The following is an 11996-nucleotide window of genomic DNA, read 5'->3' on the forward strand; positions in this document are numbered from 1 at the left end:
TTTTCATGGCACAGACACTGGTCATCATCCCGACCTACAACGAACGCGAGAACATCGATCCGATCGTTGCCCGCGTGCGCGCGAGCGTCCCGACCGCGGACATCCTCGTCGTCGACGACGCGTCTCCCGACGGCACCGGCCAGCTCGCCGACGCGATCGCCGCCGCGGATTCCCAGGTGCACGTCCTGCACCGCACGAAGAAGAACGGCCTCGGCGCCGCCTACCTCGAGGCATTCGGCTGGGGCCTGTCCCGCGGCTACGACGAGCTCGTGCAGCTCGACTCCGACGGGTCGCACCAGCCGGAGCAGCTCCCCGACCTGCTCGCGGCGGCGAAGACCGCCGACGTCGTGATGGGATCGCGCTGGGTTCCGGGCGGAGCCGTGCAGAACTGGCCGTGGCACCGTCGCGCGCTGTCCCGCGGTGGATCGACATACTCACGCCTCGTGCTGCGCCTGCGCCAGCACGACGTCACGGGCGGCTACCGCGTCTACACGGCGCATGCCCTCGAACGCATGGACCTCGCGAGCGTCGAGAGCCTGGGCTATTGCTTCCAAATCGACATGCTGCTCACGAGCGTTCGGGCCGGCCTGACCGTCGTCGAGGTGCCGATCACCTTCGTCGAACGCGTGCTCGGCTCGTCCAAGATGAGCGGCAACATCGTCGTCGAGGCCATGATCCGCGTCACGGTCTGGGGTCTCACGGGCAAGGGCGCCCGTCGCGCCATCGCCGCCGCCAAGAACTGAGTCGCCGTTCCGAATTCAGGCGTCGAGGCTTCTGCAGGCCGATTTCGGGCCGGAAAACCGGTTTAGTCCGGCTCGGTTCCTGAATTCGGGACGCGTGGGGCCGGGTTCCTGGGAGCCGGCCCTCCCGGGGGCGACTTCGGGTCAAAATGACTATATGATGGGTTCACCCAGTTAGAGTCATACTGACCTTTACCTAGTGGATGCCCCCATGAGCGCTCAAGCCGCCGTCGCACTCGCCGTGTCGACCGTGATCTTCGCCCTGCGCTCCGACGCGGAATCCGACTTCAAGACGTTGTGGCTCCCCCTGGTCCGCCGCACCAGGGAGCCCTACCTCGACCAGTGGGCGTTGCCGGGCGGCGGGCTGCCCGGCACCGAAGAACTCGCGGCGGCCGCGGCCCGCACCCTGCGCGAGACGACCGGCCTCGCGCCGAAGTACCTCGAGCAGCTCTACACCTTCGGCGATCCGGGCCGCTCGGCCGGGGGCCGCGTGGTGTCCGTCGTCTACTGGGCCCTTGTCGAATCCGGCGAGGCCGACCTCGCCGTCGTCGGCGAGAACGTACGCTGGTTCCCCGCAGACCGCCTGCCGCGGCTCGCCTTCGACCACAACCGGATCGTCGAGTACGCCCTCTGGCGGCTGCGGACCAAGGTCGAGTATTCCCGGATCGCCCACGCCTTCCTCGGTGAGACCTTCACGCTCTCCCAGCTGCGCGATGTGCACGAAGCCGTGCTGCAGAAGTCCCTCGACCCCGCCAATTTCCGCCGCACGATCGAGGCATCCGGTTCGATCGTCGACACCGGAGAACGCGTCGCAGGCACCCGGCACCGTCCGCCCCGGCTCTACCGGTACAACGACTCCGGAGGCCGGGGCGAACCGGATCCCTTCGGCCCTGAGCCCGGGACCACCGCCGCAGCCGCAGCCGTCCCTTCCACGAACTGAACCACCGTGTACAACGCTTTTTGTGAAAATCGAGGAGTTACAGCATGACCATCGCATCGGTCGACCGCACCATTCGCCTGATCAGCACGGGCACCGCGCCCGGAACCACCTGCAGCCCGCAGCTGGCCGCCGGACCCTGGGAATTCGACTCCGGCACCCCCGGCTACGGTCCCGGCTCGTCGATGGGCGACGTCCTCCCGACCGGGTCCCCCCGTCAGGGCGCCCTGCCGGAGCGCTACCGGACCGCCTCCGCAGACGAACTCGATGCGCGCATCCGCTCGGCCAAGGCCACCCTCGGCGACCGGGTCGTGATCCTCGGTCACTTCTACCAGCGCTCGGAGGTCCTCGAGCACGCCGACTTCGTCGGTGACTCCTTCCAGCTCGCGCAGGCGACGAAGAGCCGCCCCGACGCCGAGGCGATCGTGTTCTGCGGCGTGCACTTCATGGCCGAGACCGCTGACCTCCTCTCCGGGCCGGACCAGGCGGTCATCCTGCCCAACCTCGCCGCCGGCTGTTCGATGGCAGACATGGCCGACATCGACTCGGTCACCGACTGCTGGGAACAGCTCGAAGAGCTCTACGGCACCGAAGCGGATGCCTCCGGCCGGGTCCCGGTGATCCCGGTCACCTACATGAACTCCTCGGCGGCCCTCAAAGCGTTCTGCGGCGCCAACGGCGGTATCGTCTGCACCTCCTCCAACGCCGAGACGGTGTTGAAGTGGGCCTTCGAGCGCGGCCAGCGGGTGTTGTTCTTCCCCGACCAGCACCTCGGCCGGAACACCGCGAAGGCGATGGGGGTCCCGCTCGAGCGGATGCCGATGTGGAACCCGCGCAAGCCCCTCGGCGGCAGTACCGAGACCGAACTCGACGCCGCCCAGGTCATCCTTTGGCACGGATTCTGCAGTGTGCACAAGCGCTTCACCGTCGACCAGATCACCACCGCACGCGCAGAGCACCCCGGGGTGCGCGTCATCGTGCACCCGGAGTGCCCGATGGCGGTCGTCGATGCCGCGGACGAATACGGCTCCACCGACTACATCAAGAAGGCCATCGAAGCCGCCCCCGCCGGGTCGACGTTCGCGATCGGCACCGAGATCAACCTCGTACAGCGCCTCGCGGCGGAGCACCCCGAGCACACCATTTTCTGCCTCGACCCCGTCGTGTGCCCGTGCTCGACGATGTACCGCATCCACTCCGGCTATCTCGCCTGGGTGCTCGAAGCCCTCGTCGGCGACGACGGGCAGCCGCCCGCCGTGCTCAACCGCATCGAGGTCCCCGCGACAGACGCGACGAACGCCCGGGTCGCCCTCGAGCGGATGCTCGCCGCGCGTCCCCCCGCCGGGGCGCCGACGAGCGCGGCACCGGCCGGCGCACCGGAGAGCGGAACCCGCGCGTGACGCCCGCAGCACCTCTCGCACCCGGCGCGGCGTCCCTCCGTGTCCTCGTCATCGGCAGCGGCCTCGCCGGACTCATCGCTGCGGTGCGCGCGACCGACGCGGGTCACTCCGTCACCCTGGTCACCAAGCAGGGGCTCCCGGACAGCAACACCCGCTATGCCCAGGGCGGCATCGCCGCAGCCATGTTCCCCGACGACTCCGTTGACCTGCACATCCTCGACACCCTCCGCGCGGGGGCCGGTCTCTGCGACCCGGCAGCCGTCGAGGTGCTCTGCAGCGAAGGACCGGCCAGGGTCCGCGACCTGATCCGTTTCGGCGTCGATTTCGACAGGGATGACTCCGGCGTTACCCGCGGCCTCGAGGCCGCCCACTCCCGCTCCCGGGTACTGCACGCCGGCGGGGACGCGACCGGCGCCGCGATCGAAGCGGCGCTGGTTGCGACCGTCCGTGAACGGGCCGCCCGCTCGGAGCAGACCCCGGGGATCCCACGCGTCCGGATCCGCGAGCACACCATGCTCGTCGACCTCCTGGTCGCGGGCGACCGGGTGACCGGCGCCTCCCTGCTCGGTCCAGACGGTCTCGTGCACCGGGTCGACGCCGACGCGGTGATCCTCGCCACCGGGGGCGCCGGCTCGCTCTTCCCGCACACCACCAATCCCGCGCTCGCGACCGGCGACGGCGTCGCCGCCGCCTGGCGCGCCGGCGCCCTGATCGCCGACCTCGAGTTTTACCAGTTCCACCCGACCGCCCTCGCGGTGCCGGGAACCCCGCTCGTCTCCGAGGCGGTCCGCGGCGAGGGCGCCGTGCTCCTGAACGCTCGCGGCGAGCGCTTCATGCTCGCGATCCATCCCGGCGCCGAACTCGCCCCCCGCGACATCGTCGCCCGGAGCATCGCCAGGGAGATGTCCGCCCAGGGCGGAGCGCCCGTGCTCCTCGACGCGACCGGCCTCGGCAGGGAGCTGCTCGAAACCCGCTTTCCCACGATCACGGCCGCGTGCCTCGCCGCCGGGATCGACTGGGCCGTCGAGCCCATCCCCGTCGCACCCGCCGCGCACTATTGGATGGGCGGCGTCAGCACCGACCTGTGGGGCCGCACCTCACTGCCCGGCCTCTACGCCGTCGGCGAGACCGCGAGGACCGGAACCCACGGCGCCAACCGCCTCGCCTCGAACTCCCTGCTGGAGGCCGCGGTCTTCGCCGACCGCGCCGTGCGCGCCCTCGGCACGGCCCCGGCCGACGCCGACCGCCTGCGCGTCCCGTCGATGCCGGCCTTCAGCAGCACCGGCGATGCGACGGTTCCCGCGGCGTCCGTCGACGGTCCCGGCGCACACGTCGACCGCACCGTGCTCCAGCGCCTGATGTGGGACGCCGCAGGGGTCTTGCGCGACGGCGACGGGCTCGCCGCGGCATCCGCTGACCTCGCCGGCTGGAAGCACCCGGCAGCCTCAGGGCCGGACGCGACCCCGGCCGACCGGGTGCGCGCCGTCGAAGACGCCAATCTGCTCGACCTCGCGAGGGTCACCGTGGCCTCCGCGCTCGCCCGCGAGGAATCCCGGGGCGCGCACTACCGCGCCGACTTCCCCGAGAGCCGGCCGGAGCTCGCCAGCAGCCAGGCCTGGGTGCGACCGGTCGATTCCGACGATCCGTTCCTCGTGCTCGAATCCCCCGATCGCACCAGAGAGGCCGAGGAGGCCATCGCATGCTGAGCACCACCGCCATCGACACCGTGGTGCGCGCAGCACTCGACGAGGACGCCCCCTGGGGCGACCTGACCTCCGAGGTGCTCATCCCCGCAGACGCCAGGGCGACCGCGCGGCTCGTCGCCCGCGAGCCCGGCGTCTTCAGTGGCGGCGCCGTGTTCGGATCCGCCTTCCGCCTGACCGACCCCACCATCACCGTCACCCTCTTCACGAGCGACGGCGCCCCCTTCGCGACCGGCGACGTGCTGGCCGAGGTCACCGGCTCCGCCAGGGGCATCCTCCAGGCCGAACGCATCGGGCTGAACTTCGTGCAGCGGATGAGCGGCATCGCGACGCTCACCGCCCGGTACGTCGCTGAGACCGCAGGCACCCGTGCCCGCATCGTCGACACCCGCAAGACCACCCCGGGGCTGCGGGCCTTCGAGCGCGCCGCCGTCCGCGACGGCGGCGGCCACAACCACCGCTTCAGCCTGTCCGACGCGGTGATGGCCAAGGACAACCACCTCGCCATCCTGCAGTCCGGTGGACTCGGCCTGACCGAGGCGCTCCTGCTCGTGCGCGACCGGATCTCGCACACCACGCACCTCGAGGTCGAGGTCGACCGGATCGACCAGATCGAAGCCGTGCTCGCGGCCCGCGTGGACACGATCATGCTCGACAACTTCGGCCCCGAACAGCTCGCGGACGGCGTGCGGCTGGTCGCCGGCCGCGCCATCGTGGAGGCGAGCGGCGGAGTGAACCTCGACACGGTCCGGGCCATCGCGGCGTCCGGCGTCGACGTCATCTCCGTCGGTGCGCTCACCCACAGCGTGCGCTCCCTCGACCTCGGCCTCGACGTCGTCGTGGTCGCCGGCACGGAACTCGACGGCACCGTCCGGAACTGACCCGCAACCGCCAGCAGCCACCGAAGGAGCCCGGAGTGATCTACCTCGACAATGCAGCGACGACCCCCGTGCGCCGCGAAGTCCTCGAGGCGATCTGGCCGGTGCTCACGACCGGCTTCGGCAATCCCTCGAGCCACCACCAGGTCGGCGAGGCCGCGGCGGCCGCCCTCGCGGACGCGCGCGCGACCGTCGCCGCCGTCCTCGGCTGCCGCCCCGCCGAGGTGCTGTTCACGAGCGGCGGCACCGAGTCAGACAACCTCGCGGTCAAGGGCATCGCCCTCGCCGCACCCCGGGGCAGGCACCTGATCGTCTCGGCGATCGAACACGAAGCGGTTCTCGAGTCCTGCGACTACCTGCGTCGGTTCCACGGCTTCGCGGTCACCCTGCTGCCGGTGGATGCCCTGGGTCTCGTCGATCCCGCGGAGCTCGCCCGTGCGCTCACCCCCGCGACGACCCTCGTCTCCGTGCAGTACGCGAACAACGAGGTCGGCACCGTGCAGCCGATCAGGGACCTGTCGGCGCTCACCGGCGCCCAGGGCGTGCCGTTCCACACCGACGCCGTCCAGGCCGCCGGCTGGCTGCCGCTCTCCGTCGCCGGGCTCGGGGTGGACGCGCTCAGCATCTCGGGCCACAAGCTCGGCGCTCCCCAGGGAACGGGGGCGCTCTTCCTGCGCCGCCGGGTGCCGATCGAACCCGTACAGCACGGCGGCGGCCAGGAGCGCGGCAACCGGAGCGGCACCGAGAACCTCGCCGGAGCGGTCGCCCTCGCGACGGCGCTGCGACTCGCCGAGACCGAACGCGAATCGAACCTTCCCCGGGTCGCGGACCTGCGCGACGCCTTCATTGCGGCGGTTCTCGCCGCAGCCCCTGGCGCACGCCTCACCGGGCATCCGCTGCAGCGCCTGCCCGGAACGGCCTCCTTCGTGTTCCCCGGCACGAGCGGAGAGGCCGTGCTGCTCGAACTGGAGGGGCACGGCATCGTTTGCTCGAGCGGCTCGGCATGTGCTGCGGGCAGCGACGAGCCCTCCCCCACCCTCACCGCAATGGGGCTTCCCGCGGAGGTCGCCCAGACCGCAGTCCGGTTCACGCTCTCCTCGTCGACGACCGGCGCGGAACTCTCGGAAACGGCCCGCGCCGTCGGTCTCGCCGTCGCGACAATTCGAGGCCTCGGCCGACGCTGAATCGGGCCGTGGATTCTGCGGAATTTCTACGAATCGTAGAAATTCGCGGGCTGATCACGTCGAATGAAAAACTACGGGACAATCAGCCAAAATGCTCAATTGGAACGTGGCAATCCCGACACCCTGCCCAGCCTTAAAGATGCGTCGCTTGGCGCGGGGTCGTAAGCTTGCCTAAAGAGGCGAACAGCCCAAGTTGGGCCGCCGAAGAGGGGCACCATGACCATTACGGACAAACCAGTCACTGAGTCACTTGCTAGCCAAATCGACTCACTCGTTCAGGGAGCCCAGCAGGCGCTCACCGAATACGCTGACTTCACTCAGGAGCAGATCGACCACATCGTCAAGAAGGCCTCCGTCGCAGCCCTCAGCAAACATGCTGAACTCGCCGTCCACGCAGTAGCCGAAACCGGTCGTGGCGTATTCGAGGACAAGGCCGTGAAGAACCTGTTCGCGTGCGAGCACGTCACGAACTCGATGCAGAATCTTAAGACCGTCGGCATTATCAGCCGCGACGCCATTACCGGAATCACAGAAATCGCCGAGCCGGTCGGTGTTATCGCAGGTATCACCCCGGTGACCAACCCCACCTCGACTGCAATCTTCAAATCCCTTATCGCCATTAAAACCCGCAACCCGATCATCTTCGGCTTCCACCCGGGAGCCCAGCAGTCCTCTGTCGCAGCTGCCCGCATTGTGCGCGACGCGGCAATCGCCGCCGGCGCCCCCAAGAACTGCGTGCAGTGGATCGAAGTTCCCTCCCTCGAGGCGAGCACGCTCCTGATGAACCACCCCGGTGTTGCGACCATCCTCGCGACCGGTGGCAACGCCATGGTCCGCGCCGCATATTCCTGCGGCAAGCCGGCCCTCGGCGTCGGTGCGGGAAACGTGCCGGCATTCATCGAGAAGAGCGCCAAGCTCAAGCGCGCCGTCAACGACGTCGTGCTCTCGAAGTCCTTCGACTACGGCATGATCTGCGCATCTGAGCAGGCCGTCATCATCGAAGAGCCGCTGTATGCAGAGGCCCTCGTCGAATTCAAGAAGCTGCACGCGTACATCGTGACGCCGGCGGAGAAGACGCTCCTCGAAGAATTCATCTTCGGAGTTCAGGCCCACTCGGAGAACTGTGGCGGCGCCAAGCTGAACGCCTCCGTCGTCGGCAAGTCGCCGGTGTGGATCGCACAGCAGGCCGGCTTCACCGTTCCCGAAGACACCTCGATCATAATGGTCGAGGTCGGCAGCGTTGGACCGCAGGAACCGATGACGCGCGAAAAGCTCGCCCCGGTGCTCGCCGTCCTGCACGCCAAGGACGCCGAAGAGGGCATCACGCTCTCCGAGCAGATGGTGGAATTCGACGGACTCGGCCACTCTGGCTCGATCCACAGCGAAAACCCCGCGATCATCGAAGAATTCGGTATCCGCGTCAAGGCCGTCCGGATCATCACCAACGCCCCGAGCTCGCTCGGTGGCATCGGTGACATCTACAACGCCTTCATCCCCTCCCTGACGCTCGGCTGTGGCTCGTACGGACACAACTCCGTTTCGAACAACGTGTCGGCCATCAACCTCATCAACATCAAGCGGATCGGTCGAAGGAACAACAACTTGCAGTGGTTCAAGGTCCCCGCCAAGACGTACTTCGAGCCGAACGCCATCCGTTACCTGGCGGACATGCGCCACGTCGAGCGCGTCACCATCGTGACCGACGCGACCATGACCAAGCTCGGCTTCGTCGATAAGATCCTCGACGTGCTCAACCGTCGCGAGAACCGCGTCTCCCTGCAGATCATCGACAACGTGCTCCCCGAGCCGACCGTCGCAGCAGTCAAGAAGGGCGCAGAGGAAATGCGGGCCTTCAAGCCCGACACGATCATCGCCCTCGGTGGCGGTTCGCCCATGGACGCCGCGAAGGTCATGTGGCTCCTGTACGAACACCCCGAAATCGAATTCGCCGACATGAAGGAAAAGTTCTTCGACGTGCGCAAGCGCGCGTTCAAGTTCCCCGACCTCGGCGAACTGGCCCAGCTCGTCTGCATCCCGACCACCTCGGGTACCGGTTCGGAAATGACGCCGTTCGCGGTCATCACCGACGAGGTCTCCGGAGTCAAGTACCCGCTCGCTGACTACGCGCTCCTGCCGAACGTCGCGATCATCGACCCCGCGCTCACCGCCGCAATGCCGTCCTTCCTTGTCGCCGACTCCGGCTTCGATGCTCTGACGCACGCGACAGAGGCATACGTGTCGGTCTACGCGAACGACTTCACCGACGGCATGTGTCTGCACGCGATCAAGCTGATCTTCGAGAACATCGAGACCTCGGTCAACGGCACGCAGAACAGCACCGACGACAAGGTCATCAAGGCGCGCGAGAAGATGCACAACGCATCCTCGATCGCCGGCATGGCGTTCGGTAACGCGTTCCTCGGAATTTGTCACGCGATGGCTCACGTCACCGGCGCGCAGATGCACCTCATCCACGGACGAGTGAACGCAACCTACCTGCCGCACGTGATCCGCTACAACGGCAAGATCCCGACCAAGCTCACCAGCTGGCCCAAGTACGAGACCTACATCGCTCCCGAGCGCTTCCAGCAGATCGCGAAGCACCTGGGGCTGCCGGCCTCGACTCCTGAAGAGGGCATCGAGTCGTACGCGACCGCCGTTGAAAAGCTGCGCGACGCCGTGCACATCAAGCCGTCCTTCCAGGCCCAGGGTGTCGTGGAGGAAGACTTCATCGGTCGCCTCGACTCGCTCGCCATGGGTGCATACGGCGACCAGTGCGCACCGGCCAACCCGCGGATGCCGATGCTCGCCGACATGAAGACCATCATGGAAGCCGCGTATTACGGCACCTCGTTCGAAGAGGTTCGTGCCGGTCGTTCGGCTGCAGCAGCTGCCGTCGAGTCCAACACGGACGCCAAGAAGCCGGCCCGCAAGGCAGGCAAGTAGGTTCACCCGCTGAATCAGTACTGAAACAGGTTGGGCCCCGCACTTCGGTGCGGGGCCCAACCTGTTTCTTCATACTGAACGCCGGAAACCGCCCACCACTGGCGGCACCGGGCCGGGTACTACTCGGCTCCGCTCGCCGGAACGGCGATCTCCCCCGTGATGTACTGCGCCACGCCGAAACCGAAGGACCAGTCCTCCGGACCGCTCTCCACGTAGCCGATGAAGACATCCGTGCCTGCGACGCCGACCGCGGCCAGGCGTGCATTGATACCGGCGTACAGCGCCTGCTTGGTCTGGACGCTGCGGCCGCGCTGGGTGAAGATCTGGATCATCACGACCCCTTCGCTGCGTTCGAAGCCCAGCCCCGCGTCCTGCGCGATGAGGGAGCCGGTGTCGTGCTGGGTGACGATCTGGAAGCGGTCGCGGAGCGGAATTCCATAGGCTTCGACGATCGCTTCGTGGATGGCGTCGGCAATCTCGCGGACGTCGCTAGCGGTGCGTCCTCGGTTGAGGTCGATGCGGACCAGGGGCATGCTGTCTCCTTGCACAAATGCGGGATTGTTCCCGCATCCATCCTCCCAGCCCGGCATTCCAGGATCCGGCCCGGTTCTCTGCCAGCGCATTCCCCGAAGCGGACCCGGCCCCTATCGGTTCTGGGGGAAGCCCAGGTTGATGCCGCCGTGGCTCGGGTCGAGCCAGCGGCTGGTGATGGCCTTGCCGCGGGTGAAGAAGTGCACGCCCTCTGCGCCGTGCGCCTTGGTGTCGCCGAAGAGCGAGTTCTTCCAGCCGCCGAAGGAGAAGTACGCGACCGGGACCGGGATCGGCACGTTGATGCCGATCATGCCGACCTCGATTTCGTTCTGGAACCGGCGAGCCGCTCCACCGTCGTTGGTGAAGATCGCGGTGCCGTTGCCGAACGCCCCCGCGTTGATCAGGGCGACGCCCTCTTCGTAGCTCCCCACCCGGACGATACCGAGCACCGGGCCGAAGATCTCCTCGGTGTAGGCCTTCGAGGTAACGGGCAGGTGGTCGATCAGGGTCGGGCCGAGCCAGAAACCGTTCTTGTCTCCGTCCACCTCGATGCCGCGGCCGTCGACGACAACGGTGGCCCCGTCATCCGCTGCGATCTGAATGTAGCTGGCGACCTTGTCGCGGTGCACCTCCGTGATCAGCGGGCCCATGTCGCAGGAACGACGCCCGTCGCCGACCGTCAGGGCCGTCATCCGGGAGACGATCTTGCCGACCAGGTCGTCGGCGACCGGCTCGACCGCGACGACGACACTGATGGCCATGCACCGCTCCCCCGCGCTGCCGAAGCCCGCGTTGACCGCGGAGTCCGCGACGAGGTCGAGGTCGGCATCCGGAAGCACGAGCATGTGGTTCTTGGCGCCGCCGAGGGCCTGCACGCGCTTGCCGTGCCGGGTGCCGGTCTCGTAGACGTACCGGGCGATCGGGGTCGAGCCGACGAAGGAGATCGCCTTGACGTCGGGGTGCGTGAGCAGGCCGTCAACGGCCACCTTGTCGCCGTGCAGGACCGTGAAGACCCCGTCGGGGAGACCGGACTCCTTGAGGAGCCTGGCGAGCCAGATCGCCGCGCTCGGGTCCTTCTCGCTCGGCTTGAGGATTACCGTGTTGCCGGCCGCGATCGCGATCGGGAAGAACCACATGGGCACCATCGCCGGGAAGTTGAACGGGCTGATCACACCGACGACGCCGAGGGCCTGCCTGGTGGAGTAGACGTCGACGCCGGTGGCGACGTTTTCCGAGTACTCGCCCTTGAGCAGGTGCGGGATACCGCAGGCGAACTCGACGACCTCGAGTCCCCGGGTGATCTCGCCGAGGGCGTCGGAGAGCACCTTGCCGTGCTCGCTCGTGAGGATCTCGGCCAGCTCACCCTTGCGGGCGTTGAGCAGTTCACGGAACGTGAAGATGATCGACTGCCGCTTGGCGATCGACAGGTCGCGCCAGGCCGGGAACGCGGCCTTGGCGGATGCGACGGCCGCCTCGATCTCGGCGGCGTCAGCCAGGGGCACGTCTTTCGTGACGGAGCCGAGGGCCGGGTCGAAGACCGGAGCGGTGCGGCCGGACACGCCGGCGCGCTCGGCGCCATCGATCCAGTGCGGGACAACGGGTACTTCGCTCATGGCACTCATCTCTCTCGGACAACGACGTCGGGGAACGCGTCGATTCTGACACAACCCGCCGCAA

Annotated in this window: 9 protein-coding genes; 7 read left to right on the forward strand and 2 right to left on the reverse strand. The window is 67.9% G+C overall.

Annotated elements, in window-relative coordinates:
• Positions 1-5 precede the first annotated feature (5 nt).
• From E3O44_RS04005 to adhE, 7 genes are all read left to right on the forward strand, one after another.
• Positions 6-743, forward strand: a complete 738-nt coding sequence (locus E3O44_RS04005) for a polyprenol monophosphomannose synthase (RefSeq protein WP_134532688.1) — start codon at positions 6-8, stop codon at positions 741-743.
• Positions 744-951: 208 nt separating this feature from the next.
• Entirely contained in the window at positions 952-1680 is a 729-nt protein-coding gene (locus E3O44_RS04010) for an NUDIX hydrolase (RefSeq protein ID WP_134532690.1), read from the forward strand.
• 44 nt (positions 1681-1724) lie between these two features.
• Complete coding sequence (gene nadA, locus E3O44_RS04015; protein ID WP_134532692.1) at positions 1725-3077, forward strand: quinolinate synthase NadA; 1353 nt, start codon at positions 1725-1727, stop codon at positions 3075-3077.
• A complete protein-coding gene (nadB, locus tag E3O44_RS04020; RefSeq protein ID WP_134532694.1) occupies positions 3074-4783 on the forward strand; it encodes an L-aspartate oxidase in 1710 nt (569 codons plus the stop codon). Before nadA ends, nadB begins: the two co-directional genes overlap by 4 nt.
• Positions 4777-5661 carry a carboxylating nicotinate-nucleotide diphosphorylase gene (nadC, locus tag E3O44_RS04025; protein ID WP_134532695.1) on the forward strand — a complete coding sequence of 295 codons (885 nt, stop codon included), beginning with the start codon at positions 4777-4779 and terminating at the stop codon, positions 5659-5661. Before nadB ends, nadC begins: the two co-directional genes overlap by 7 nt.
• A 35-nt stretch (positions 5662-5696) precedes the next feature.
• Positions 5697-6842 (forward strand): cysteine desulfurase family protein, encoded by a 1146-nt coding sequence (locus E3O44_RS04030; protein ID WP_134532696.1) that lies wholly within the window; start codon positions 5697-5699, stop codon positions 6840-6842.
• A gap of 216 nt (positions 6843-7058) precedes the next feature.
• Positions 7059-9788: a bifunctional acetaldehyde-CoA/alcohol dehydrogenase gene (gene adhE, locus E3O44_RS04035; protein ID WP_134532698.1), complete on the forward strand. Its 2730-nt coding sequence runs from the start codon at positions 7059-7061 to the stop codon at positions 9786-9788.
• A 119-nt stretch (positions 9789-9907) separates the two neighbouring features.
• Here adhE and E3O44_RS04040 read toward each other — a convergent pair whose 3' ends face one another.
• On the reverse strand, positions 9908-10321 hold the full coding sequence (locus E3O44_RS04040; RefSeq protein ID WP_134532700.1) for a tautomerase family protein: 414 nt from the start codon (positions 10319-10321) through the stop codon (positions 9908-9910).
• Between the two features lie 111 nt (positions 10322-10432).
• Positions 10433-11932 (reverse strand): CoA-acylating methylmalonate-semialdehyde dehydrogenase, encoded by a 1500-nt coding sequence (locus E3O44_RS04045; protein ID WP_241976005.1) that lies wholly within the window; start codon positions 11930-11932, stop codon positions 10433-10435.
• Positions 11933-11996 lie beyond the last annotated feature (64 nt).

Origin of the sequence: Cryobacterium algoricola (assembly GCF_004402485.1) — a bacterium.
GTDB classification, from domain to species: Bacteria; Actinomycetota; Actinomycetes; order Actinomycetales; family Microbacteriaceae; genus Cryobacterium; species Cryobacterium algoricola.

Coding starts and splice junctions, on each gene's coding strand:
- E3O44_RS04040 (WP_134532700.1), bottom strand. CDS start 10,321: ATGCCCCTGGTCCGCATCGACCTCAACCGAGGACGCACCGCTAGCGAC.
- E3O44_RS04005 (WP_134532688.1), top strand. CDS start 6: ATGGCACAGACACTGGTCATCATCCCGACCTACAACGAACGCGAGAAC.
- E3O44_RS04045 (WP_241976005.1), bottom strand. CDS start 11,932: ATGAGCGAAGTACCCGTTGTCCCGCACTGGATCGATGGCGCCGAGCGC.
- nadC (WP_134532695.1), top strand. CDS start 4,777: ATGCTGAGCACCACCGCCATCGACACCGTGGTGCGCGCAGCACTCGAC.
- nadA (WP_134532692.1), top strand. CDS start 1,725: ATGACCATCGCATCGGTCGACCGCACCATTCGCCTGATCAGCACGGGC.
- E3O44_RS04010 (WP_134532690.1), top strand. CDS start 952: ATGAGCGCTCAAGCCGCCGTCGCACTCGCCGTGTCGACCGTGATCTTC.
- adhE (WP_134532698.1), top strand. CDS start 7,059: ATGACCATTACGGACAAACCAGTCACTGAGTCACTTGCTAGCCAAATC.